The organism is Mesorhizobium muleiense (assembly GCF_900099905.1).
Taxonomy (GTDB): domain Bacteria; phylum Pseudomonadota; class Alphaproteobacteria; order Rhizobiales; family Rhizobiaceae; genus Mesorhizobium; species Mesorhizobium muleiense.
Genome location: NZ_FNEE01000005.1, coordinates 132,613 through 155,766, shown reverse-complemented (window position 1 = coordinate 155,766; position 23,154 = coordinate 132,613). Strand labels below are relative to the sequence as shown.

23 protein-coding genes and 1 tRNA gene are annotated in these 23,154 nt (G+C 62.1%); 15 read left to right on the top strand and 9 right to left on the bottom strand.

Annotated elements, in window-relative coordinates:
• Window positions 1–165 precede the first annotated feature (165 nt).
• Window positions 166–1,245: an RluA family pseudouridine synthase gene (locus BLT09_RS12065; RefSeq protein WP_091593272.1), complete on the bottom strand. Its 1,080-nt coding sequence runs from the start codon at window positions 1,243–1,245 to the stop codon at window positions 166–168.
• A 26-nt stretch (window positions 1,246–1,271) separates the two neighbouring features.
• Between BLT09_RS12065 and BLT09_RS12060 the strand changes: the two genes are divergently transcribed.
• The 5 genes from BLT09_RS12060 (at window position 1,272) to BLT09_RS12040 (ending at window position 3,939) form a co-directional block, all read left to right on the top strand.
• Window positions 1,272–1,649: a fimbrial protein gene (locus BLT09_RS12060; protein WP_091593269.1), complete on the top strand. Its 378-nt coding sequence runs from the start codon at window positions 1,272–1,274 to the stop codon at window positions 1,647–1,649.
• Entirely contained in the window at window positions 1,646–2,053 is a 408-nt protein-coding gene (locus tag BLT09_RS12055) for a VOC family protein (RefSeq protein ID WP_091593267.1), read from the top strand. Before BLT09_RS12060 ends, BLT09_RS12055 begins: the two co-directional genes overlap by 4 nt.
• Before the next feature lie 90 nt (window positions 2,054–2,143).
• A tRNA-Glu gene (locus tag BLT09_RS12050) sits at window positions 2,144–2,218 on the top strand.
• A gap of 215 nt (window positions 2,219–2,433) precedes the next feature.
• Entirely contained in the window at window positions 2,434–3,015 is a 582-nt protein-coding gene (locus BLT09_RS12045; protein ID WP_091593265.1) for a VOC family protein, read from the top strand.
• A gap of 27 nt (window positions 3,016–3,042) precedes the next feature.
• Window positions 3,043–3,939 (top strand): glutathione S-transferase family protein, encoded by an 897-nt coding sequence (locus tag BLT09_RS12040; protein ID WP_091593264.1) that lies wholly within the window; start codon window positions 3,043–3,045, stop codon window positions 3,937–3,939.
• A gap of 730 nt (window positions 3,940–4,669) precedes the next feature.
• Here the strand turns inward: BLT09_RS12040 and BLT09_RS12035 are convergent.
• The 3 genes from BLT09_RS12035 to BLT09_RS12025 form a co-directional block, all read right to left on the bottom strand.
• Complete coding sequence (locus tag BLT09_RS12035) at window positions 4,670–5,287, bottom strand: hypothetical protein (protein WP_236473454.1); 618 nt, start codon at window positions 5,285–5,287, stop codon at window positions 4,670–4,672.
• Window positions 5,288–5,827: 540 nt separating this feature from the next.
• The gene (locus tag BLT09_RS12030; RefSeq protein WP_091593262.1) at window positions 5,828–6,064 is read right to left on the bottom strand and encodes a hypothetical protein; all 237 of its coding nucleotides are present in this window, start codon (window positions 6,062–6,064) and stop codon (window positions 5,828–5,830) included.
• A gap of 318 nt (window positions 6,065–6,382) precedes the next feature.
• A complete protein-coding gene (locus BLT09_RS12025; RefSeq protein WP_091593261.1) occupies window positions 6,383–6,745 on the bottom strand; it encodes a hypothetical protein in 363 nt (120 codons plus the stop codon).
• Window positions 6,746–7,523: 778 nt separating this feature from the next.
• Between BLT09_RS12025 and BLT09_RS12020 the strand changes: the two genes are divergently transcribed.
• The 6 genes from BLT09_RS12020 to phoB all read left to right on the top strand — a co-directional run bounded on the left by BLT09_RS12020 (window position 7,524) and on the right by phoB (window position 13,919).
• Complete coding sequence (locus BLT09_RS12020) at window positions 7,524–8,528, top strand: PstS family phosphate ABC transporter substrate-binding protein (RefSeq protein ID WP_091593258.1); 1,005 nt, start codon at window positions 7,524–7,526, stop codon at window positions 8,526–8,528.
• A 119-nt stretch (window positions 8,529–8,647) separates the two neighbouring features.
• On the top strand, window positions 8,648–10,036 hold the full coding sequence (pstC, locus tag BLT09_RS12015; protein ID WP_091593257.1) for a phosphate ABC transporter permease subunit PstC: 1,389 nt from the start codon (window positions 8,648–8,650) through the stop codon (window positions 10,034–10,036).
• On the top strand, window positions 10,029–11,642 hold the full coding sequence (gene pstA / locus BLT09_RS12010; RefSeq protein ID WP_091593255.1) for a phosphate ABC transporter permease PstA: 1,614 nt from the start codon (window positions 10,029–10,031) through the stop codon (window positions 11,640–11,642). The genes pstC and pstA overlap by 8 nt, the downstream gene beginning before the upstream one ends.
• A gap of 12 nt (window positions 11,643–11,654) precedes the next feature.
• Window positions 11,655–12,470, top strand: coding sequence for a phosphate ABC transporter ATP-binding protein PstB (pstB, locus tag BLT09_RS12005; protein ID WP_091593253.1), 816 nt, complete (start codon window positions 11,655–11,657; stop codon window positions 12,468–12,470).
• A gap of 35 nt (window positions 12,471–12,505) precedes the next feature.
• On the top strand, window positions 12,506–13,213 hold the full coding sequence (phoU, locus tag BLT09_RS12000; RefSeq protein ID WP_023797095.1) for a phosphate signaling complex protein PhoU: 708 nt from the start codon (window positions 12,506–12,508) through the stop codon (window positions 13,211–13,213).
• A gap of 16 nt (window positions 13,214–13,229) precedes the next feature.
• Window positions 13,230–13,919 carry a phosphate regulon transcriptional regulator PhoB gene (phoB, locus tag BLT09_RS11995; RefSeq protein WP_031254097.1) on the top strand — a complete coding sequence of 230 codons (690 nt, stop codon included), beginning with the start codon at window positions 13,230–13,232 and terminating at the stop codon, window positions 13,917–13,919.
• 120 nt (window positions 13,920–14,039) lie between these two features.
• On the opposite strand, the gene BLT09_RS11990 is transcribed toward phoB, so the two are convergent.
• Window positions 14,040–15,287: an ROK family protein gene (locus tag BLT09_RS11990; RefSeq protein ID WP_091593251.1), complete on the bottom strand. Its 1,248-nt coding sequence runs from the start codon at window positions 15,285–15,287 to the stop codon at window positions 14,040–14,042.
• Window positions 15,288–15,553: 266 nt separating this feature from the next.
• Between BLT09_RS11990 and xylF the strand changes: the two genes are divergently transcribed.
• The 4 genes from xylF to BLT09_RS11970 all read left to right on the top strand — a co-directional run bounded on the left by xylF (window position 15,554) and on the right by BLT09_RS11970 (window position 20,699).
• Window positions 15,554–16,594: a D-xylose ABC transporter substrate-binding protein gene (gene xylF / locus BLT09_RS11985; protein ID WP_091593248.1), complete on the top strand. Its 1,041-nt coding sequence runs from the start codon at window positions 15,554–15,556 to the stop codon at window positions 16,592–16,594.
• A 140-nt stretch (window positions 16,595–16,734) separates the two neighbouring features.
• Window positions 16,735–18,054, top strand: a complete 1,320-nt coding sequence (locus BLT09_RS11980) for a sugar ABC transporter permease (RefSeq protein ID WP_091593246.1) — start codon at window positions 16,735–16,737, stop codon at window positions 18,052–18,054.
• A 93-nt stretch (window positions 18,055–18,147) separates the two neighbouring features.
• Window positions 18,148–18,942, top strand: coding sequence for an ATP-binding cassette domain-containing protein (locus tag BLT09_RS11975; RefSeq protein ID WP_091593244.1), 795 nt, complete (start codon window positions 18,148–18,150; stop codon window positions 18,940–18,942).
• A 113-nt stretch (window positions 18,943–19,055) separates the two neighbouring features.
• Window positions 19,056–20,699, top strand: coding sequence for a CHASE domain-containing protein (locus BLT09_RS11970; RefSeq protein WP_091593530.1), 1,644 nt, complete (start codon window positions 19,056–19,058; stop codon window positions 20,697–20,699).
• 124 nt (window positions 20,700–20,823) lie between these two features.
• Here BLT09_RS11970 and BLT09_RS11965 read toward each other — a convergent pair whose 3' ends face one another.
• From BLT09_RS11965 to BLT09_RS11950, 4 genes are all read right to left on the bottom strand, one after another.
• On the bottom strand, window positions 20,824–21,066 hold the full coding sequence (locus tag BLT09_RS11965; protein WP_091593242.1) for a YMGG-like glycine zipper-containing protein: 243 nt from the start codon (window positions 21,064–21,066) through the stop codon (window positions 20,824–20,826).
• 81 nt (window positions 21,067–21,147) lie between these two features.
• A complete protein-coding gene (locus tag BLT09_RS11960; RefSeq protein ID WP_091593240.1) occupies window positions 21,148–21,474 on the bottom strand; it encodes a hypothetical protein in 327 nt (108 codons plus the stop codon).
• A gap of 152 nt (window positions 21,475–21,626) precedes the next feature.
• A complete protein-coding gene (locus BLT09_RS11955; RefSeq protein WP_139172587.1) occupies window positions 21,627–21,809 on the bottom strand; it encodes a hypothetical protein in 183 nt (60 codons plus the stop codon).
• A 180-nt stretch (window positions 21,810–21,989) separates the two neighbouring features.
• On the bottom strand, window positions 21,990–23,069 hold the full coding sequence (locus tag BLT09_RS11950; protein WP_091593236.1) for a sensor histidine kinase: 1,080 nt from the start codon (window positions 23,067–23,069) through the stop codon (window positions 21,990–21,992).
• Window positions 23,070–23,154: the final 85 nt, after the last annotated feature.

The window sequence follows — 23,154 nt, the reverse complement described above, 5'->3', positions numbered from 1 at the left end:
GGGCATAAATCACGAACGCCAAAAGGCTCGTTCGCGACAGCGGATGTATACAGGAACAAAACCAGAAAGGACAGCATTTGGTTCAACACGAAACAGTGTGTCACGCCAAAGTGAACAACGCGGGTCAGGTTTTTGCCGATCTGGTTTTGAATGGATGAAGCCGGTTCAGAGTCTGCGGAAGCCGTCCACGAGTTCCTCCATGTCGCTCGGTAGCGGCGCCTCGAACCTCATCGGTAAATGGGTAGTCGGATGCCGAAATTCAAGCAGGCGGGCATGCAATGCCTGTCGCGGAAGGGCCTTCACTTGGCCTTTCAGCGGCTCGGGCAGCCGGTTCGCCTTGGTGCGAAAGGCCTGGCCGTAATCGGGATCGCCGACGACCGGATGGCCGATATGAGCCATGTGGACGCGGATCTGATGGGTGCGGCCGGTCTCGAGCCGGCATTCGACCAGACTCGCCGTGGCAAACTCCTTTTGCTGCTCGCCAAAGCGCTCGACCACCGTGAAATGGGTGACGGCGTGGCGGGCATCGTCGCGGCCCTCTGGCACCACGGCACGGCGCACGCGGTCGGCGGCGCGACCGAGCGGCTCGTCGACCGTGCCTGTCGGTCTCATCGGAATGCCCCAGACCAGCGCCAGATAGGCGCGTTTGAGATCGCCGGTAAGGCCATGGTCGGCAAAGGCCTCCGACAATGATTTGTGGGCGCGGTCGGTCTTGGCCACGACCATGACGCCGCTGGTCTCCTTGTCCAGGCGGTGGACGATGCCCGGCCGCCGCACACCGCCGATGCCGGAAAGACTGTCGCCGCAATGGTGGATCAGCGCGTTGACCAGCGTGCCGGTCCAGTTGCCGGCGCCGGGATGGACGACCAGCCCCGGCGGCTTGTCGATGACGATCAATTCATTGTCTTCATAGAGGACGTCGAGCGGGATGTTCTCGCCTTGCGGCTCCGCCGGCTCCGGCTCCGGCATGTCGACCGCTACGCGTTCACCGGCCGCCATCTTGCGTTTGGTCTCGATGACCGGCTGGCCGCCGACCTTGACGGCGCCCTGCCGGATCAGCATCTGCACCCGGCTGCGCGACATGTCCGGGCCGAGCTTGCCCGCCAGCCATTGGTCGAGCCGCTGGCCGGCCGCATCGGGGCCTGCTTCCAGCACGACCGATCCGTCTGGCGATCCCCCGTTTGGCGATCCGCCCGTCAATCCATCCTCTATCAATATCGGGGTCTCTTCGTTATGAGCGCTCATCGAAAATCGTTCCGGAATGGTTTGCCATGGCTGCTGCCGATGAAGACGAGGAAAAGCCGCTCGACCCCGAAGTCGAAAAGGTGCGCAAGAAGCTCGTCCGCTTCGTCGCCATCAATCTCGGCCTGCTGTTCCTCGCCCTTATGGTGGTGATTGCAGCCCTTGTCTACAAAACGCGCACCGCGCCACCGGCAGCCCCATCCCTTGCCGGCGACATCCAGGTGCCATCAGGCGAGCCGCTGACCGGCGACATCGTGATGCCGGTCGGCGCCAGGGTCATCAGCCAGTCGCTTTCCGGCAACCGCGTCTCCATCGATGCGGAGCTTGCCGACGGCAGCCGCGCCATTTTTGTCTACGACATCACTGAGCGCCGCATCATCGGCCGCTTTTCGATCCGCAATAAATGACTGGTTTCGCCGAAAATCGCCGCGTCGCCACCGTCGCGCTTGTCGTCGCCAATTACGACGAGGCGATCGCCTGGTATGTCGACAGGCTGGGCTTTTTGCTGACCGAGGACGTCGATCTCGGCGACGGCAAGCGCTGGGTCACGGTGGCGCCGGCGAACGGACAAGGCGCGCAGCTGCTGCTGGCCGAAGCGTCGGATGATGCGCAAAGGGATAGCATCGGCAACCAGACCGGCGGACGCGTCTTTTTGTTTCTCGAAACCGACGATTTTGTCCGCGACCATGCGGCAATGCTCAAAAGGGGCGTTGAATTCCGCGAGGCGCCCCGCCGCGAGGCCTATGGCACTGTGGCGGTTTTCGCCGATCTCCATGGAAATCTCTGGGACTTGATTGAGCCAAAACGATAGGCCTGCAACGGATATTTTCCTGGGATCATTGACTGCCAGAAGCCCAGTTGCTTTTTCCCAGCCGTCAGCCTATATCGCCGGTTCTTGAACGCGCCCATCGTCTAGCGGTCAGGACACCGCCCTCTCACGGCGGGAACAGGGGTTCGATTCCCCTTGGGCGTACCAAGGATTTCAAAACTTTTCCGTATGCTGGCCCCGCCGTCTGTCACGGCCAGATTCGCCGCTTCTGGCGCGGCCCTTTCAATTGAATTAGCATCGCGTCATGTAGCCAGGGGCCAAGGGCCCAGGACGGTGCGCAGAACGCCGCCGGGGACGAATCTGTCGCGCAGCGAATAGATCGACGCTCTTCCTGGGACGCGGAGATCATGGGAGGAAGGCCAATGCAGAAACTGCAATCTCAGGGCGTCCATCACATAACGCTGGTCGGCGCCGGGCGCCAGACTTCGATCGATTTCTGGGAGGGCGTGCTTGGCATGCCTTTCATCTTCGAGCAGCCCAATCTCGACAAGGCCAGCGAAAGCCACCTCTATTTCGATCCGGGCGACGGCCGGCTGATCACCATCTTCACCGACGAGAGCCGCACGCCGGTCAAACGGCGCACGCCGACCGATCCGGGCTGCGTCCATCACATTGCGTTTGCGGTGTCGCGGGTCACCTTCCTGCAGGCGGTCGCCCGGCTCGACGAGCGCGCCATCAAGCACAGCGGCGTCAAGGATCGCGGTTTTATGGATTCGATCTACTTCGAGGATCCGCTCGGCCTGCTGATCGAGCTCGCTTCCTACCGTTTCGAGCCGCCGGCGGGATTTACCCATGCCGACGTGCTGATGCAGGCGCACAAGCTTCGCGTCGCTCGCGGCGACTACGCAATCGCCGAAGTGCATCTCGCCGACGCGATCCAGGCGCTGGTCGAGCGCTCCCGTGCGACCTTGTCGGAGGACCGCGCGCCGAAAAATCCATTCTGACGACAGGCCAAAAAAGGGAGGAACACAATGGCAAAGACGACCACGAAAAGTGCGAAGAAGCCGGCTGCCAAGGCCGCCACGAAACCAGCTGCCAAGGCGACAAAGCCTGCGGCCAAGGCGACAACGCCTGCGGCCAAGGCGTCAGGCGCTTCCGCCAAGTCGGCAACGAAAGCCGCCGCAAAAGCTGCAGACAAGGCGTCCGCGAAATCGGCGCGGAAGACCAAGGCGAAATCAGCACTGATGCTCAGCATGCTGAAGCCGAGCGTCAACAATATGAGCGTACGGGTGTTTGCGCGCGCGGCCGGGCTCGACCATTCCGAGACCGACGTATGGGGCCACACGCGCTCGCCCGAGTATATGGCGCGAAACCCGGCCCATCTGACGCCGATGATCGAGGACAAGGGCCTTCCCAGGGGCGTGTTGTGGGAAAGCTGCGCCATCATGCAGTATCTCGCCAACAAGCACGGGCTGGAGAAATTATATCCCAAGGCGCCGGCCAAGCGGGCGATGATCGACAGCGCCATGTTCTATCTGATCGGCACGCTCTACCCCTATGTCGCGCGCGCCACCTATCCTGCGCTGAATTTCCCGCAATATGCCGGCGAGGTCGGCCACAGCGACGCTCATCCCGACAAGAAGGCGGAAGCCCAGAAGGCCGCTATAGCAGCGATAGCCGAGCCGCTGGAGGTCTTTCACAGCTTCTTCAGGAACGGCAAGCCGTTCATCGGCGGCAAGAACCCGTCGATCGCCGACATCCGCCTGGCGGCGACGCTCGAATTCCTGGCCGCCATCGACTACGCGCTGCCCCAATGGGCGAAGGAGTACATGACGGCGATCGAAAAGAAGCTCGGCAAGGCCTATGCCGAGCCGGCGGCCGACGTGCGCGGCTATATCGCCCATGTGAAGTCGCAGGCCGGGGCGTGAGGCTTTCACTCTCACGGTTTTGCTTGCCCAGGCCGATCTAAACCGAGCCCGAAGGCCCGCCGCCTTTTACGGGACGTAAGAATGTTTGAAGCGTCGACGACGAAGCGACGGTTGACCTGGAGGCAGCGGTCCTGATGATCAGGCCTGCGGGTGGCGTCCATGGAAGGGACTGTATATGACCCGCAAACTACCCTTATTCGCCGCGTTCGGCCTGGCGCTTGCTGCCCTGGCGGCGTGTGACCAAACTCAATCGGGAGGAACGCAGGCGACGACCGCTGGCCAATTGCCGCCGCCTCCAGCCGACACGATGACGCCGGCACCCGCAACCCCGCCAGCTCAGACAGCCCCTGTTCAGTAACAGATCGTCGTTTTCAAAAATGGAACCCTCGCCCCGGGAGGCGGGGGTTCGCTTTTGGCATTTCAGCTGCGAAGCGGTGCGGCATGACTGATGCCGCGCTTGTCGTTCAGGGACCGAACATCACAAGCTCGGTGAACGACAGATCTCCAAGCGAGGGTGGTCTGGGACCCCTAAAATATTTCAGCCCGCTGTTGGCGCGGTACCACCCGAACAGACCTCCAATCGGCTCCCTGGCGTCGACGACGCAAAGCAGGATGCCGCTTCGCAAGAGAAAGCGCCCGATGGCACCGGCGCACCGGCTCAAATCCGCGAGAGAGCGGCAATAGACGATCTGATAGGATGGGATAAGACCGCGCAATATCCGGCGCGGCATCAATACGAAAGGAAACGCTGCTCCGTCGCAATGCAAATCAATGACCGGCAGCCAAGTGCTGAGTGCTCCGAGAGTATGTATCTCTCGCTGTCGGACATCATCGCCATTTCCGCAAGATCGGGACGAGCTTCAAGCACGCGACATGACCGCTGCGCCGAACTAAAAGCCGGCAAGAAGGCAAATTGTCCGGTGGTGAAGGGGCGAAAGCCGAGTGCCCAGTTGGCTTTCAACGTTGCGGGCGCCGGCGAAATATTGGTGTAGGTCACGTCCCTTCGCTTGAGAATCGTCGTGACCAATTTGGCGCCATAGGGACGGAATTCTGCGTCGACGGACCAGCTTGAAAGGTTGCAGCGGACTTCGTCGCCTTCCTGCCCGGGATAACGGGTATACAGGGTCAGCACAACGCCGACGATCCGATCGGCCTTCTCCAAGGCCAAGCCGTATTGTGGGAACTCGGCGACGGGAGGCCGCTGCGCCAAACGGGTCAGCGCCTGTATCCAGTAACTCCGGTCACGCTTCGGAAACCCCCGGCACAGGCAGTCGACCACTCCTTGCCAATCAGCTTCGCGAATTGGTCGACAGCGAACGCCAGGAGGGAGAGCGCCAAGCACGGCCATAAGTCGACTTCCAGAATAGGCTAAAGCGCGCTGCGGCTGAACGGATCCAATGCGACGCGCTTTAAGTTCTTGTTTTTATGCATGTCGTTATCGCAAAAACGCCGCGCACCTTCGGGTCAGGCACGAGGGCACGCTTTTGCGCGACATGCATTGGTTACTTCGATATGCCTCATACGCTAACACGTTGGTGTACAACGATTAATAATATGTGCCGCATTTAAAGACGACTTTCCGCACTGATCACGAAGACGCAAATCAGATTGGCCACGACACGTCGACGAGCAGTTCCCGTCGGTTAAGGATTCGTTAACCAAATCCCTATCTACTGGTCGGCAATTCACCTCCAACCCGTGACCACGGATGTACTGGCGCGGTCGAGGTGGAAGGAAAGGTCGGCCATGTGCCGGCCTTTTTGTCTCGAGGGCTATTGTCGTCGGGCACCCTCAGCTTCAAGCGCAACGGCACGCTGATCGGGCCGCCGATTCAGCCAAGCGTTGTTCGGTGGCGTCACCTCGAGCGAGCGGACCGGTTCACCAGATATCAGTGTTGCCCGCGTCTCGCATTGACATGGCGTGCCAATTCCGGCGTCTCGAAGACGTAGTCGCTCCAGGCCGATTCCGGAATCTGACCGGCCAAATAGCATTCCAGCAAAAGACTTTGCTCAGGGCTGAGGGGTCTCGGCGCGCGCTCATGGTCCAGTGTCAGTGGGTGAAACAGGTTTCTGGGCGATTGAAACAGATTTTTGGTGAGTTCCGAGACATTGAAGTGAATCGACATGTGTTCGGTCTCCTTTGACCATCCAGCGCCAAGGGATCGGGATCGATCTCTGCTCCGCTGCCCTTCGGTTCGGAAAGGACCATGCGAACGCCACAGCATGCTTTGTGCGCCCAAAGCGACGCGCGGCGTTGCAATGGCTGTTTAACGTCGAAGGCCGGATAAGGTTCAACGCGGCTGCCGGCAGCGCCGATCAGGCAGCCCGAAACCCACCAGTCGGCTCATGCTCTCGGCCTGCGCGGACCGAACCGCTGCGCAGCTGCGCAGCAACGTTTTTCGGGGCGCGCATCTTTTAGCTGCCAGCGCTTGAATGCCGGCTGGCTATTCGCAGACCATGCGGACCCGTTTTCCGGGTTGGCTGACGTTCCTGCAGGTGAGCGGTTTCGCCGGCTCGGATGACGGCGTCGGCGGCTGTTTGGCAATCCTGGCGATTTTCCTCCTCGGCGCCGCGGAGGTGCCGATTTTGCGGGCCGCCGCTGTTTCAGGCGTTTCGGGCGCCGCAGGAAAGACATCGGTCTGCAGCAACTGCGGCTGTTCGGCTTGCGCCTGCTGCTGCGGCCGGTCCCAGAACCGCCGGACATCGAGCGGCCTTGGAATGACGACGGTGCCGTCGTAGCTGCGCGAGCAGCCGCCCCCTAGCAGCAGCATCGGGCACACGAAAAAAGGCAGGATCCGTCGCAACATCGGCAACACCCTTGCGGGATCTATAACGTGGCTTCGGTTCTACCGACAACCGTCGGAATACACTGCGGGCAAGGCTAGCGCATGACCCGCAGAATCGGAATCGATTTCGCTGGGGATCATGCGCAAAAATCAAAGTGCCGCAGCGTCCCTGGCGCGACTTTGGCGCGATTGGGGTCGGGCATGTGCGATTGCCTGCCCAAGCCCATCAGCCCTAAGCCCATTAGCCCCAGGCGGCGCCTTGCTCGAAAAGGTCCGCGGACGGGGAAATCCAAGCGCGAGATAGCCACGTCAGCCTATCGGGTCCAGCCGATTCGGCGACGCGTTGCGACAAGACTATGGTGCGATCGCACCATACCAAAGCATGCGTCCGGTTGGAACAATAAGCGCATTCGAGTTCCGCTCCTCCAGTTACGGGCGGGAGCAGCGACCGCCGGCAAGAAGCAGGGTCAGATTTACCCCAACGGACCTGCTTCGGCGATGGCACGGCCATGACCTCCTTGGCCGCATGCAACGCGCTCCCGCCCGGATTTTCTTTTTCGGCGCCAATTGTTCGCCCGTCCAGGCAAATGCCGGCCGCAATTCGCGCAAGCTGCTGATTCCAGCGGCAAACCACGGCTGTACCGGCGAGACCCGCGGCCCTTCCTTTTGACAGGGCTGTGCGGCGGTTACCGGGCTGACATCAAACTGTCATGTGACTGTAATAATCGGGGGCTATGGCCTCAGCGGGCGCCGAAGGAATGGCGCCGAGAGACCATTTTTCCGAACAGGAGCAGGCCACATGAAGAAATTCCTCCTTACGGCGTCGGCCGCGGCGCTTGCGCTCGCCGCGTCGGCTGGTTATGCCGCCGCGCGCGACCAGATTCAAATCGTTGGTTCGTCCACAGTGTTCCCCTTCACGACGGCTGTCGCTGAAAAGCTCGGCCAGAGCGGAAAGATCAAGACCCCGGTCGTCGAGTCGACTGGCACCGGCGGCGGCATGAAGCTGTTTTGCCAGGGCGTCGGCGAAAATACCGCCGACTTCACCAATGCCTCGCGCGCCATCAAGGATAGCGAGCTTAAAACCTGCAAGGCAAACGGCGTGACGCCGGTCGAAATCAAGGTCGGCTTCGACGGCATCGTACTGGCCAACTCGAAGGCAGGGACTGTCGTCGATCTGACCAAGGAACAGGTTTTCAAGGCGCTCGCCAAGAACGTCGCTGTTGACGGCAAGGTCGTCCCCAACCCCTACAAGAACTGGTCGGATGTCGATGCATCGCTTCCCGCGACAAAGATCGAGGTGCTTGGCCCGCCGCCGACATCCGGCACGCGCGATGCGTTCGTCGAACTCGTCATGGATGCGGCCTGCCAGGAAGAAGTGAAGGCGGCTAATGAAAAGGGCTGCGGCGAGATCCGCGAAGACGGCGCTTTTGTCGAGGCCGGCGAAAACGACAATCTGATCGTCCAGAAGCTGGAAGCCAACCCCAATGCCTTCGGCGTCTTTGGCTTCTCGTTCCTTGACCAGAACGCCGACAAGCTGCAGGGCCACAAGGTCGACGGCGTCGAGCCGACTTTCGAGAACATCGCATCCGGCGATTACGGCGTTTCCCGCTCGCTCTTTGTCTATGCCAAAAAAGAGCATGTCGGTGTCATCCCCGGCATGCAGGAGTTCATCGCCGAGTACACCTCGGATGCTGCATGGGGTCCTGATGGTTATCTGGCCGACAAGGGCCTGATCCCGCTGCCGGACGCCGAGCGCGCCAAGTCGGCCGAAAACGCCAAGGCCCTGAAGGGCATGGGCTCCTGATGTTTCGGGGTCTGAGCCTACCGCTCTGACCCCTCATATCCTAAAGCACAAAGCGCGGGATCTTAGGTCCCGTGCTTTGAGCCGGTGAATGACCGGCGGTCGAGGGGACGTCCCGAATCATGGTCGGTTATCTCGTTGTTCTTCTGGTGGTTCTGGCCGCTGCTGCCTATTGGCTCGGTCGGACCCGCGCTATTGCCAGCGTCAATGGCGACGTCGCGCGACTGCATTCGCTGCCTGGCCAGCATGGCATGTTTCTGGCGCTTTTTGCTGCCGGTCCCGCGCTGCTTGCGATCGTGTTGTGGTCGCTGGTGACGCCGGGAATTGAATCATCGATCATTGCCGACCGCTTCGCCTCCGAGTTGTCGGGAATGGGCGTCCCGCAGGTCGAAGCTTTCATCCGCGACGCTCGCGCGATGGCCTTTGGCGGGCTTGTCGGCTTCGCCGACCCGACGAAAGAGGCGGCCGCCGCCCTCTACAAATCGGTCCATGCGACCAGCACCTGGATCATCTGGACCGTCGCACTCGTGCTTTCCGCGTCCGGATTTTACTGGGCCTATTCACGCATCGCACAGGCCTACCGGGCGCGCCACGTGGTCGAGCGCGTTCTTCGCGCATTCTTGATCGCCTGTTCGGTGGTCGCGATCCTGACGACGATCGGCATCGTCCTGTCGCTTATCTTCGAGTCGCTGCGGTTCTTCCAACAGGTGCCGTTCTACAAGTTCCTGTTCGGCACGCATTGGTCGCCGCAGAGCGCCTTCACCGGCGCGGGAGCCGAGGCCGGGGCGGTCAACGAGGACATTTTTGGCATGGTGCCGCTCTTTGCCGGCACGTTGCTCATCACCTTCATCGCCATGCTGGTGGCTGCGCCTATCGGGCTGATGGCTGCGATCTACCTTTCGGATTACGCCTCCAAAAGCGTCCGCGCGGTCGCAAAGCCGGTTCTGGAAATCCTCGCCGGCATTCCGACCGTCGTCTACGGCTTCTTCGCCGCGCTGACGGTTGCGCCCTACTTCCGCGGTATCGGCGAAAGCCTGGGCCTCAACGTCGCGTCTGAATCCGCGCTCGCCGCAGGCGTGGTCATGGGTATCATGATCATTCCCTTCGTTTCCTCGCTTTCCGACGATGTGATCAACGCCGTTCCGCAATCCCTGAGAGACGGTTCAGCCGGCCTCGGCGCGACCAAGTCGGAAACCATCCGCAAGGTGGTCCTTCCCGCTGCCCTTCCGGGCATCGTTTCGGCGATCCTGCTTGCCGTCAGCCGCGCAATCGGCGAAACGATGATCGTGGTCATGGCGGCGGGGCTGGCGGCAAACCTCACGGCAAATCCGCTCGAAGCGGTCACCACCGTGACCGTGCAGATCGTGACGCTGCTGGTGGGCGACCAGGAGTTCGACAGCGCCAAGACGCTTGCAGCCTTCGCACTCGGCCTGGTGCTGTTCTGCATCACGCTTACCCTCAACATCGTCGCTTTGCGCGTCGTCCAGAAATACCGAGAGCAATATGACTGATGCGATCTCGTCATTCGGCGCCGTCGGACGGCCGGCCAGCATTCATACCGACGATGCCGCGAAGGCGCGGCTGAAGGGCCGCTACCGCACGGAAAAATGGTTCAAATGGCTCGGCGCCGCAGCTGTCGCGTTGGCCGGCTTGTTCCTTGTGCTGCTCCTGTCGACGATCGTCACGCAGGCGATTCCGGCGCTGCGGCAGAACTATGTGACGCTGCCGATCGATCTTTCAGCGGCCAAGGTCGACCCGGCGAAACTCGATGAAGTGAACTACGACGCCATCGCTCAGGAAGCGCTTACGGCAAAATTTCCGGATGTGACGAGCCGCCAGGACAAGCGCCTGCTGCGCGGGCTGATTTCCACCGGCACAGGCGTGTTCCTGCGCAAGGATATTGCGGCTGATCCGGGGATGCTCGGAGGAACGGTGGACTATGCGGTTCCACTTGACGATTTTGCCGACCTCTATCTCAAGGGTTTGCTTGCCGACGTCGGTTCGGACGAAGCGATTTCGACAAGCGTCACGCCTTCGGGAACCAGCGGCGACATCGATCTGACCTTCGGCGACGATGCCATGCTGGCGCTGGCGCGCGGCCATGGTGCGACCGAGGGCGAAAACGGCATGTTTACGCTGACGAGCGGCGCGTCGTCGCTGCTGGTCGCGTTCAATGGCGGCACGGTCAAGCTGACCTCGCTGTCGCCTGCGGCCAACGGCACGGTGATCGCAAAAGGCACGGTGATCGAGGCGCTGGACAGCACGGCGCCCGCCGCGAGCGGCCAGGCATTCCTGCGCGTCATCGAGACGCCGGAAGCATCGCGAAAGATTTCGGACAAGGTGATCGTCTGGCTCGACACGCTGAAGAGCGCCGGCCTGATCGAAAGCCGGTTCAACTCGATCTTCTTCTTCACCGGCGCAAGCCGCGAGCCGGAATTGGCCGGTGTCTGGGGCGCGGTCGTCGGATCGTTCCTGACCATGATCGTAACCCTCGCCATCGCCTTCCCGATCGGCGTTTCAGCGGCGATCTATCTTGAGGAATTTGCGCCCAAGAACCGGCTGACGACGATGATCGAAGTGAATATCAACAATCTGGCGGCGGTGCCTTCGATCGTCTTCGGCCTGCTTGGACTTGCCGTATTCCTGAATTTCTTCGGCATGCCGCGCTCAGCCCCGGTGGTCGGCGGCATGGTGCTGGCGCTGATGACCTTGCCGATCATCATTATCGCCTCGCGCGCTTCGCTGCGCGCCGTGCCGCCGTCGATCCGCGAGGCGGCGCTTGGCATCGGAGCTTCCAAGGTCCAGACCGTATTCCATCACGTCCTGCCGCTGGCGATGCCGGGCATCATGACCGGCACCATCCTCGGAATGGCGCATGCGCTGGGCGAAACCGCGCCGTTGCTGATGATCGGCATGGTCGCCTTCATAGTCGACATTCCCGGCGGCTTCACCGATCCCGCAACGATCCTGCCGGTGCAGATATTCATGTGGGCGGATTTCCCGGAAGCGGGGTTCCAGCAGAAGACTTCGGCGGCGATTTTGATTTTGCTGGTGTTTTTGGTCATCATGAATGCCATCGCGGTGATACTGCGCAGGCGCTTCGAGCGGCGCTGGTAAGGAGTAGAGGATATGAACATCATGACGGAAGCCGGCGTCGAGCAGAAACTGAGCAGCGCAACCAACGCCCCTTCGATCAAGATGAAGGGCGAAAAGGTCTCCGTTCACTACGGCGAAAAGCGAGCACTGTTCGACGTCGATCTCGATGTCCGCGAGCATCAGGTGACGGCGTTGATCGGCCCATCGGGCTGCGGCAAGTCGACGTTCCTGCGTTGCCTGAACCGAATGAACGACACCATCGATATCGCGCGGGTGAGCGGCAAGATCACGCTCGACGGCGAGGATGTCTACGACCCGAAAATCGATGTCGTCGAGCTGCGAGCTCGCGTCGGCATGGTGTTCCAGAAGCCGAACCCGTTTCCGAAGTCGATCTACGAAAACGTCGCCTACGGTCCGCGCATCCACGGCCTGGCCAGGACCAAGGCCGAGTTGGACGGCATCGTCGAATCGAGCCTGAAGAAGGCCGGCCTGTTCAACGAGGTCAAGGATCGCCTGCTCGAGTCGGGTACCGGCCTGTCCGGCGGACAGCAGCAGCGCCTGTGCATTGCGCGCGCCATCGCCGTGTCGCCGGAAGTGATCCTGATGGACGAGCCCTGTTCGGCGCTCGATCCGATCGCCACCGCCCGCGTCGAGGAACTGATCGACGAACTGCGCCAGAACTATACGATCGTCATCGTCACCCATTCGATGCAGCAGGCGGCGCGCGTGTCGCAACGCACGGCGATGTTCCATCTCGGCTATCTGGTCGAGGAGGGCGCGACCGACAAGATGTTCACCAACCCCGACGACAAGCGCACCCAGGACTACATCACCGGCCGGTTCGGCTGAGCGGTCCGGCGAATTTCGAACACGAGGACAGCACCATGGGTGAACACACCGTCGCATCTTTCGACGAGGAACTGGAGCACATCGACCGGCTGATCCGCGACATGGACGAGCTCGCCGCCGCAATGGTAGCGGCCTCGATCCGCGCGCTGCTTGCGTCGGACAATGCGATGGCGCAGCGCGTCGTCTCGGACGACGCCATCATGGATGCGCGGCAGCGCGAGCTCGACGACAGCGCCATCACGCTGATCGCCAAGCGGCAGCCGATGGCGCAGGATCTGCGCGCCGTGGTTGGCGCAATCCGCATGGCGGGCGATCTCGAGCGCATCGGCGATCTGGCCAAGAACATAGCCAAGCGGGTCAGCGCAGTCGGGCAGAGCGCGACGCCGCGTAATCTGTCGCACGGTATTGACGCGATGGCGGATCTCGTTCTTGTGCAGCTGCGCGGCGTGGTCGAGCACTATGTGTCGCGCGATGCCGGCGCGTTGAAGGAACTGCGCGCCGACGACCAGAAGATCGACGTGAAATACACGGCGGTTTTTCGCGAGCTCCTGACCTACATGATGGAGGATCCGCGCAACATCACCGCCTGCACGCACCTTCTGTTCTGCGCCAAGAATCTCGAGCGTATCGGCGATCACGTCACCAACATCGCCGAAAACGCCTACTTTGTCGTGACCGGGCAGCAATTGCCGGCGGATCGCCCGAAGCTCGACGAAACGACGATGTCGGCGCCGGCGACATGACAGGAGTGACCGGCCGATGATCGCGCCGCGCATCATGGTGGTGGAGGATGAAGAGCCGCTGGGCGTCCTCCTCCGTTATAATCTGGAATCCGAAGGCTATCAGGTCGAGGTGGTGACGCGCGGCGACGAGGCCGAAATCCGGCTGCAGGAAAACGTGCCCGATCTTTTGGTGCTCGACTGGATGGTGCCGGCGGTTTCCGGCATCGAGCTTTGCCGGCGGCTTCGGGTGCGCCCCGAAACCGAGCGGCTGCCGATCATCATGCTGACCGCGCGCGGCGAGGAGAGCGACCGGGTGCGCGGCCTTTCGACCGGAGCCGACGACTATCTGGTCAAGCCGTTCTCGACACCGGAATTCATGGCCAGGGTCAAGGCGCTGCTGCGCCGCGCCAAGCCGGAAGTGCTGTCCAGCGTGCTCAAGGTCGGCGACATCATGCTCGATCGTGAATCGCACCGGGTCTATCGCAAGAAGAGCGAGATCCGGCTCGGGCCGACCGAATTCCGGCTGCTCGAATTCATGATGCGGCACCCGGGTCGGGTCTTCTCGCGCAGCCAGTTGCTCGACAATGTCTGGGGCGAGACGATCTACATCGACGAGCGCACTGTGGACGTCCATGTCGGCCGGTTGCGCAAGGCGGTCAACAATGGTCGCATGCCCGATGTCATCCGCACCATCCGCGGCGCCGGCTATGCGATCAGGGAAGACTAGCTGATACCTGCGCTTCCGGCGTACCCCAAAGTACGCTCCGCTCCGGATCTCGGAACCCACCATTCTCGACTCGGCCTGACCTGAATCTCAACACACCCCAAGTCGCGACCCGGGAATCCTTCAAGCCACGTTCTTTCCGACCGAGCCGGCTCGTGCCTGGATGCTCGGCGCGAAAATCTCCTGGTCGACGAAGCTTAGCGCCCGCATGGCGCAGCCTTCGCGGATCAGCGGCAACTCGTTCGGCTCGGTGTCGAAGGAAATCGAACCCGAATGCTGGCCGCCGGCGGTCTGGGCGATGGCCTCGCGCAGCGCCGGCTCGATCAGGTCGAAGGCGGCAGCGCTGGCGCCGACCATGGCCACCGGCGCCGGATCGATCAGCGCAAACAGGCTGCCGAGCCCGAAGCCGAGCGCCTCGCCGGCCTTGCGGTAGGCTTCGCGCTCCGGTCCGTCCGTCTCGCGCGCCCGGGCCGCCAGTGCCCGCATCTCGGCGTCGCTGACATCGGCGACCGGCTCGGCGTTCTCGCTCAACAGCCTTGCGTTGCGCCAGATGGCGTAGTTGCCGGCATAAGCCTCGACGCAGCCGCGCCGCCCGCAGCGGCAAAGCGCGCCGCCCGGCCGATGGATCATGTGGCCGAATTCGCCGCCTGAGGAGTGGGTGCCGGTGAACAGCTCGCCCTTCAGCACCAGCCCCATGCCGATGCCGTGCGAGAGCAGGATGGCGATGAAGTCATCGCGGTAGCGATCCGGGTGGCGCCAGCGCAGCGCCACGGCCATCATGTTGCAGTCGTTCTCCATGATGGCCGGGATGCCGAACTCGCGTTCCAGAATGTCGGCGAAGGCGATGTTCGTCTGCGGCGTGATCGGCGACCACAACATGGCGCGCGCGTGGGAATCGGTGATGCCCTGGATCGCCAGCGCGATGCGGGCGACGCTTTGGACATCGAGGTCGGGATCTTCGAGTCGGCGCCGGACGATGGCGACACATTCGCCGATCAGCGCGTCGCGCGACATGGTCAGCGTGTCCAGCCGGCGCTGTTCCTCGGCGACCACTTGTCCGGCATAATCGATGACGGCGACCGACAGGAAATTCAGCGACAACACGACGGCCAACACCGCAGCGGCTTGCGGATTGAGGCTGAGGCCGACCTGCGGCCGGCCGCGTTTCAGCGAAACCGTCTCGCTCGCCTTGCTCTCGGCCAGGATGCCTTCCTGGATCAGGTCGGCAGAGATCGCCGATATGGTCGAATGGCTGAGGCCGGTGGTCGCGGCGATCTCGGTCCGCGACGGTTGGCCTGCCCGGCGCACGGCCGAAATCACCATCGCCCGGTTGCGCCGGCGCAGATCGTCATGACGGATTCCCACCGACATCTTTTACGTCCTCCCTAATGCCGCGGCCGCTCATGAATCGGAAGCCGTCGGTAATGTCCGACAAATACTGGCAGAAGCGGAGGGGGCTGTCATTATTTATTCCGAGCCTCGAAAAAAAGCCCGACAGCACGTCAAAATCCATCAGAATTGGTGTTGACAGTGCTTCGGCGTTGGACCAGTATTTTTTCGAGGCTCGAAAAAATAGAGCCTTTGTGCCGGCCTTCGGGCCAGTTGGTCGCGCCCTACGCGGCGCAGGGAGGAATATCATGAAGAGATTCGCAGCCGCCATTCTGGCGGGGGTCGCCATGTCGCTGACGCTCGCGTCGGCCGCGCAGGCCAAGGACAAGGTCATTGGCGTCTCGTGGTCGAACTTCCAGGAAGAGCGTTGGAAGACCGACGAAGCCGCCATGAAGGCGGCGATCGAGGCCGCCGGCGACAAATATATTTCCGCTGACGCACAGTCCAATCCCGGCAAGCAGCTGACCGACGTCGAGAGCCTGATCTCGCAGGGCGCCAACGCGCTGATCATCCTTGCGCAGGATGCCTCGGCCATCGGTCCGGCGGTGCAGAAGGCGCTGGACGAAGGCATTCCGGTCGTCGGCTATGACCGGCTGATCGAGAACAAGGACGTCTTCTATCTGACCTTCGACAACCAGGAAGTCGGCCGCATGCAGGCCCGCGAAGTGTTCAAGGTGGCGCCGGAAGGCAATTACGTCTTCATCAAGGGCTCGGGCGCCGACCCGAATGCTGATTTCCTGTTCGCCGGCTCCATGGAAGTGCTCAAGGATGCCATCGACAGCGGCAAGATCAAGAATGTCGGCGAGGCTTATACGGACGGCTGGCTTCCCGCCAACGCCCAGAAGAACATGGAACAGTTCCTGACCGCCAACGACAACAAGGTCGATGCGGTGGTTGCCGCCAATGACGGCACTGCCGGTGGCGTCGTCGCGGCGCTGACGGCGCAAGGCCTGGCCGGATCCGTCCCGGTTTCGGGCCAGGACGGCGACCATGCCGCGCTGAACCGTATCGCGCTGGGCACACAGACCGTATCGGTGTGGAAAGACGCGCGCGAGCTCGGCAAGAACGCCGCCGAGATCGCCTCGCAGCTGGCCGACGGCAAGCCGATGACAGACATTGCCGGCGTCAAGGATTTCACCACGCCGGGCGGCAATGTCGTCAAGTCGCTGTTCCTGACGCCGATTGCCATCACCAGGGACAATCTCAACGTCGTCATCGACGCCGGCTGGATCAAGCAGGAAGAGGTCTGCGCCGGCGTGGCGGCGGGCACCGTCCCGGTCTGCAATTGATCCGCCTTCGCCAAAAAACCTGAGACGCCGCGGTTTCACGCCGCGGCGTTTTTTTCAAAAGAGTTGTTTTCCCGCGTCTCGCGGGTAACGTTTATGCTGCTTCCGGCATCCGCGGCAGACGGCAACGGTGGGAGGACATCATGACCGACACGACTTCCAACACGCCGGCTGCCGATCGGGCGCGTGAATCCGAGCTCAGCCCCTTCGGCCGCTTCCTCAAGGCAACCGAGCTCGACATACGCATGCTCGGCATGGTCGGCGCGCTGCTGATCATCTGGGTTGGAATCCACATCCTGTCGGGTGGGCTTTTCCTCACGCCGCGCAATCTCTGGAACCTGTCGGTGCAGACTTCCTCGGTCGCGATCATGGCGACCGGCATGGTGCTGGTCATCGTGATGCGCAACATCGATCTTTCGGTCGGCTCCGTCGAAGGCGTGATCGGCATGGTGATGGGCGTTGCGCAGGCAGAATTCCTCATCCGCGTCATGGGATTCCAGCTTGGAAATCCCTGGATATGGGTCATCGCACTGGCTGCCGGCGTGGTGCTCGGCCTCATGATCGGCGCGCTTCAGGGCTTCATCATCGCCTATCTCGAGGTTCCGGCCTTCATCGTGACGCTGGGCGGCCTGCTGATCTGGCGCGGCATGGCGTGGCTGATGACGAGCGGGCGCACCGTCGCGCCGCTCGATGCCACCTTCCAACTCATGGGTGGCGGGCCGCGTGGCTCGATCGGGGCGACCGCGAGCTGGATCGTCGGCATTCTCGCCTGTGTGGCCGTCGCCTTGATGCTGCTCAACGGCCGGTCGCAGCGCAAGCGCTTCAAGTTTCCGTTGCGCCCGGTCTGGGCGGAGAGCCTGCTTGGTGTTGTCGCCTGCGCCGCCATCCTCGGCGCCGTCTGGATCGCCAATTCCTATCCGTGGCCGATCGGCATCGTGCGCCAATACACGCAGCGGACCGGCATCACCGTTCCCGAAGGTGGGCTGTTCATCGCCCATGGCATCGCCATACCGGTGCTGATCGCGGTCGCAGTCGGCATCGTCATGACCTTCATCACCAGGCGCACCCGTTTCGGCCGCTACGTCTTTGCCATTGGCGGCAACCCGGAAGCGGCGGAACTCGCCGGCATCAACACGCGCTGGGTGACCATGAAAGTGTTCATGATCATGGGCGTTCTGGCCGCGATCAGCGCGGCAATTGCTTCGGCCCGCCTCAATGCGGCGACCAATGCGCTGGGCACGCTGGACGAGCTCTTGGTCATCGCAGCAGCCGTCATCGGCGGCACGTCGCTGGCCGGCGGCTCCGGCACGGTGCTCGGCGCCATGCTGGGCGCGCTTCTGATGCAGTCGCTGCAGTCCGGCATGGTGTTGCTCGGCATCGATTCGCCGCTTCAGAGCGTCGTCGTCGGCGCCGTGCTGGTCGTCGCCGTCTGGCTCGACACAGTCTACCGCAAGCGGGTCTGAGCATGATCCCGAGCCGAAGGTCTGCGTCAGCGAAAAGTGGACATCCGTTTCGGTCCTGCATCATGTTCGGCAAAACCATGGAGAGGAACGATCATGGCTGACACGACTGCTCCCACGCCACTGATCGATATGCGCAACATCTCGATTGCCTTCGGCGGCATTCGCGCCGTCGACGATGCGTCGATCGACCTTTTCCCGGACGAGGTCGTGGCGCTGCTCGGCCACAACGGTGCGGGAAAGTCGACGCTGATCAAGATCCTGTCCGGCGCCTACAAGCGCGATTCGGGCCAAATCTTCGTCAATGGCGAGGAGGCTTCGATCGCCAATCCGCGCGACGCCAAGAAATACGGCATCGAGACGATCTACCAGACGCTGGCGCTCGCCGACAATGTCGACGCCGCCGCCAACCTGTTCCTCGGCCGCGAGCTGATGACCGGCTGGGGCACGCTCGACGATGGCGCCATGGAGGCCGAGGCGCGCAAGGTGATGGGCAGGCTCAATCCCCGCTTTCAGCGATTCAAGGAGCCGGTGGTCAAGCTTTCGGGCGGCCAGCGGCAGTCGGTGGCGATCGCGCGCGCCATCCTGTTCAACGCCCGCATCCTGATCATGGATGAGCCGACGGCGGCACTGGGACCGCAGGAAACGGCGCAGGTCGGCGAACTGGTCATGCAGCTCAAGGCCGACGGCATCGGCATCTTCCTGATCAGCCATGACATCCACGATGTGTTCGAGCTTGCCGACCGCGTCTGCGTCATGAAGAATGGCCGGGTCGTTGGAACGGCGCGCACCGGCGACGTGACCCAGGACGAGGTGCTCGGCATGATCATTCTGGGCAAGTGCCCGCCCGGCGCCATTCCGGGACCAGGCGCGCTGAAGATCGCCGCCTGAAGCGCCAACTACCTGTCATGTGATATGCCAGCCGTCATGATGGTTTGGCCGCGCCATTGTGTTGCCACGGGGACTTGCCCATAAGATGGGGAACCATGGGCCGCAGCAGCAACTTGAAGAAGTTCTTCCCGATCGTCGCGTTCATTGCCGTCGCGCTGATCAGCCTGACAATGGCGGGATTCGCCTATTTCGCCACCCAGGAAGCGGCGCGCATCAAATTCGAGGCGACGGCGGACGACGCCCTCAACCGGATCGATAGCCGCATCGACCTGCATCTGTCGATGCTGCGATCGACACACGCACTGTTCGAGGCTCGCAATGGTGACATTTCGCGGAGCGAGTTCAAGGCGTTCTTCGATGCGCTGGGTATCAACGACAATTTCGCCGGCCTGCGCGGCATCGGCTTTCTCCGGCTGGTGAGAGCCGGCGACGAGGCAGCGGTCGAGCGTGCCATCCAGCACGACTATGGCGTCAGCGATGCGATCTATCCGGCCACGACAACGCTGCCATGGCGTGCGCCCATCACGTTGTTCGAGCCACTGGATCCTTCCAATCAATCCGGCATCGGCTACGACATGTTCACCGAACCGGTGCGGCGCGAGGCGATCGAAAGGGCGATGGCCGACAATCAGCAGCACGCAAGCGGGCGCGTGCAGCTAGGCCAGGAAACAGGTGCTGCGCAGACCTTCACCGGCTTCCTGGTCTTCGTGCGGCTCAACATCGAAACCGCGGCGGACGGCATCGATGCGTCGAGATCGTCGACAACAGGCTTTCTCTATGCGGCGTTCCGCGCCCGCGACCTGTTCCAGACCGCGCTCAGCCGGACGCCGCTGCTGCCGGTCAACATCGAAATCTATGACGGCAAGGTGGATGCCGACCATCTTTTGTTCCAGTCGGAAACGCCGCCGGCGTCGAGCTTCGGCGACAGGTTGCTGGTTTCTCGCGAACTCACCATCGCCGGGCGTCCATGGACGGTCCTGTTCAGGCCGACAAGCGCCTTCTCGCAACCTTCCTCGCGCGCCATTCCGGTGATGCTCGGCCTGTTCGGACTGCTGCTCGCCGGAACGATCGCGCTGGTGGCCCGATATCAGGAGCGGGCCTATGACGCGGTTTCGCTGCTTCATGAGACGACGGAAAAAAGCCTGCTCGAAAAAGACCTGATGCTGCAGGAGATGAAGCACCGCATCAAGAACTCGATCACGCGGGTGCTGGCGATCGCGCGCCAGACGGCGTCGCACGCCACCGACGTCAACGAGTTCTCGTCCTCCTTTTCGGCCCGGCTGCAAGCGATGGCGGCATCCCAGGACATGCTGACGCGCTCGCGCTGGCAGAAGGCCGATCTTGGCGATCTCTTGCGCATCGAGCTTGGCCAGGTGTTCGGCAAGGAGCTTCCCGACGGGATATTGTCGGGGCCAGAGGTGTTGCTCGACGAGACGACGACGCAAGCGCTCGGCCTGACCTTTCACGAACTGGCGACGAACGCGCTGAAATATGGCGAAACCGGCAATTCGGCCAATACCAGGAATGGCGACTGGTCGCTCAAGGTAGACTGGGCGGTCGAAGGCCACAGGAGCGGCCGGACGCTGGTTCTCAACTGGCGCGAAGCCGGCCAGAAGAAACTCGAAGCACCTGTCAAAACCGGTTTTGGCACCAAGCTGATCGATTTGAACGTGACGCGCGAATTGCGCGGTACGATCAATCGCGATTTTCACGATGGCGGGTTGAGCGTGGAAATCAGGATCCCGCTGTCGGACTGAAAGGCTGGCGCAAACCGAGCGTTTTCGAAGTCGCCCAAATGCAGCGCCCCAAATAAACCGGCCAAGTAAACAGAGACCGGCTCGTCCGGTCTCCGCTTCCAATGCCTCTTGCGTTTGAAACGGATCAGCAGCGCGCCGTAAACAGACGGCCACGGTTGTCGCGGTACTGGCAATAGCCATTGCGCAGGTTGCGCACCAGCAGGCCGGTACCGGCACCGATGGCTGCGCCCACCAGCGCACCCTTGCCGCCGTCAATCAGGCCGCCGGCCAGAGCGCCGAAACCGGCGCCGACGCCGACATCCTGTTCGGTGGTGCTGCAACCGCTGACCGCGATTGCGGCAACCATGGCAATAATCATCTTCCGCATAGGGTCACTCCTCGCCTTTGTCCTCACTTGTAGCTCCGCCCGTCATTTATCACGCGAAAAAGTGCTTTGCCCTGCTCGATTTCATTGTTGGCTAAGAGAATCTTTTTCGGGGCGCGCGCCGCTCGAGGCGACCTCGAGGTCGGAAATCTCCACGGAAGCGTCGAGCGTGCCGTCCGGGCGCACGTTCCAGACGATCCGGTCGTAATCATCCTCAAGTGCCGGATCGACGGAAAGGCATTTGGCAATGATGCGCGGAGCCTGGCCCTGCACATCGCCCATGGCAAACGGACGCGCGGCTGTACACTCCTGAGCGGTTTCGAAAACGCTCACCGATACGGGCAATTCGCGGCACTCGGTCATCGTGTTCGAACAGCCGATGACAAGCAGCACGGCAGCGATATGTTCCATGGCGACGGTCCTCCGGCCATAGAACGGGCCACATCCGCCAAAGTTCCTGCGATGCCGGCCACTTGCGACCGACGCTTTGCTTCAAATTGTTATCGCAAACCGCTGCACACCCCCGGTTCAAGCCCGAGGGCATGCTTTTCGCGTGACATGCATCAGACCAACTGGAACGCGGCGGCCAGGACGACCACTGCAGCCAGCCCGATTGCGGCGAGGCCGGGAATCGGCAGGGAAGCACGGGGCGACCGCATTGCGGATGCTTCGGGATCCTGGAACCCGCTCATCGAAACGCGTGCGGCCTGTTCCAGCCTGTTGATGTCGGCAACCGTCAAAGCCATTTCTCCCGTACTGCGCAGCAAACTGCGATCGAAAACGTCATGCGGAGTGGTGCCTGAGAAAAACAGCATCGAACCTTATGGTGAACAGATGGTTAAAGCCGGCGCGGCCGGTATCAATCCCCACCCCTCTTGGCCCCCAACCCCCTCCGGCCAATTCTCTTGGGCTCGGCTGTTGCCCGTTCAATCCGTCTCGAAATTGCCGCGAGGAACGACGAGATGGTACTCGAGACGATCCCCGCTGATTTCAAGTTTCGCCGTGCCGTTCAACGACGCAGGCACGACGCGCTCGAGCGCGACGCTGCCAAAACGCTTCTCGCTGGGCTGATTGTCATTGGCTCCGATGGCCTCGGCCCATGTCAGCGACAGCGCGGTCTCGCCAGCGGAAGCCGCCGTCAGATCGGCCGTCACCTCGACGAAGCCGTCGGCTCGCGACAGAGCGCCGTAGCTGACAGAATTGACGGCAAGCTCGTGCATGGCCAAGCCGATATGCAGGGCGGCATTGGGATTGAGGTATGGGTTTGCACCGCGAAAACGCAGGCTGCGCACAGGGTCGGCGCCATAGCGGCCGACCTGGCCCGACACCAGTTCGCGCAATGCCGCTCCCCGCCAGTTGGACGAGGTCACCAGGTCCTGGGATGAGGCAAGCGACTGCAGCCGGCCGCGAAAGCGCGTCAGGAAATCACTGAGCGTGTCCGAATAACGGCTGGTCTGGGTGGCGATGCTCTGGATGATGGCCAAAAGGTTCTTCGACCGGTGGCTGACCTCGCGCAGCAGCGTCTTCAGGGTTTGCTCGCGACGTTTCTGCTCGGTCGTTTCGACCATTGTGGTGACGACGCCCTGCACGGCGCCGCCGTCGTCATGATCCGCGTCTATCCATATTTGGAACCAGCGGACGCCATCGTCGGCGGGAATGCTGAGCTCAAGATGTTCCGGATTGCCGGATGCGACGACCTTGCGTTTGGCTGCGCCGATGCGCTCCGCCTGCGCAAGCGGCAGGATGCCGTTGCCGTCGCCCGTGTCGGAAACCCCCATGTCGGAAACAACCGTGTCGGAAACAACTGTGTCGGAAATCCAGGGCGGGCGCATGTTGCGGGCCCAGACGGTTTTCATCTCGCGATCCTGATAGAGGACCGAAATGCCGGCATTGTGCAGCGCATGGAGAAGGGCCCGGCCAAGCTGCATTCCACTCTCAGCGGACTGCAGAGCGATGATCTCATCGCTCCGTCCGCTGTCTCTCATGTCTCCGGCTCTGGATTGCATCGTTCACTTCACCCGCCCAATGCAGGCTGAACGGCTGACGGAAAATTGGGTTCCAAAAAGAAGTCCGCCGAGCGACGTCCGGCTA

Coding starts and splice junctions, on each gene's coding strand:
- pstC (WP_091593257.1), top strand. CDS start 8,648: ATGGTCGGTTATCTCGTTGTTCTTCTGGTGGTTCTGGCCGCTGCTGCC.
- BLT09_RS11950 (WP_091593236.1), bottom strand. CDS start 23,069: ATGCAATCCAGAGCCGGAGACATGAGAGACAGCGGACGGAGCGATGAG.
- BLT09_RS12020 (WP_091593258.1), top strand. CDS start 7,524: ATGAAGAAATTCCTCCTTACGGCGTCGGCCGCGGCGCTTGCGCTCGCC.
- pstA (WP_091593255.1), top strand. CDS start 10,029: ATGACTGATGCGATCTCGTCATTCGGCGCCGTCGGACGGCCGGCCAGC.
- BLT09_RS11960 (WP_091593240.1), bottom strand. CDS start 21,474: ATGGAACATATCGCTGCCGTGCTGCTTGTCATCGGCTGTTCGAACACG.
- BLT09_RS12025 (WP_091593261.1), bottom strand. CDS start 6,745: ATGTTGCGACGGATCCTGCCTTTTTTCGTGTGCCCGATGCTGCTGCTA.
- BLT09_RS11980 (WP_091593246.1), top strand. CDS start 16,735: ATGACCGACACGACTTCCAACACGCCGGCTGCCGATCGGGCGCGTGAA.
- phoU (WP_023797095.1), top strand. CDS start 12,506: ATGGGTGAACACACCGTCGCATCTTTCGACGAGGAACTGGAGCACATC.
- BLT09_RS12065 (WP_091593272.1), bottom strand. CDS start 1,245: ATGAGCGCTCATAACGAAGAGACCCCGATATTGATAGAGGATGGATTG.
- BLT09_RS11990 (WP_091593251.1), bottom strand. CDS start 15,287: ATGTCGGTGGGAATCCGTCATGACGATCTGCGCCGGCGCAACCGGGCG.
- phoB (WP_031254097.1), top strand. CDS start 13,230: ATGATCGCGCCGCGCATCATGGTGGTGGAGGATGAAGAGCCGCTGGGC.
- BLT09_RS12030 (WP_091593262.1), bottom strand. CDS start 6,064: ATGTCGATTCACTTCAATGTCTCGGAACTCACCAAAAATCTGTTTCAA.
- BLT09_RS12060 (WP_091593269.1), top strand. CDS start 1,272: ATGGCTGCTGCCGATGAAGACGAGGAAAAGCCGCTCGACCCCGAAGTC.
- BLT09_RS12035 (WP_236473454.1), bottom strand. CDS start 5,287: ATGGCCGTGCTTGGCGCTCTCCCTCCTGGCGTTCGCTGTCGACCAATT.
- BLT09_RS12045 (WP_091593265.1), top strand. CDS start 2,434: ATGCAGAAACTGCAATCTCAGGGCGTCCATCACATAACGCTGGTCGGC.
- pstB (WP_091593253.1), top strand. CDS start 11,655: ATGAACATCATGACGGAAGCCGGCGTCGAGCAGAAACTGAGCAGCGCA.
- BLT09_RS12055 (WP_091593267.1), top strand. CDS start 1,646: ATGACTGGTTTCGCCGAAAATCGCCGCGTCGCCACCGTCGCGCTTGTC.
- BLT09_RS11975 (WP_091593244.1), top strand. CDS start 18,148: ATGGCTGACACGACTGCTCCCACGCCACTGATCGATATGCGCAACATC.
- BLT09_RS11955 (WP_139172587.1), bottom strand. CDS start 21,809: ATGGCTTTGACGGTTGCCGACATCAACAGGCTGGAACAGGCCGCACGC.
- BLT09_RS12040 (WP_091593264.1), top strand. CDS start 3,043: ATGGCAAAGACGACCACGAAAAGTGCGAAGAAGCCGGCTGCCAAGGCC.
- xylF (WP_091593248.1), top strand. CDS start 15,554: ATGAAGAGATTCGCAGCCGCCATTCTGGCGGGGGTCGCCATGTCGCTG.
- BLT09_RS11965 (WP_091593242.1), bottom strand. CDS start 21,066: ATGCGGAAGATGATTATTGCCATGGTTGCCGCAATCGCGGTCAGCGGT.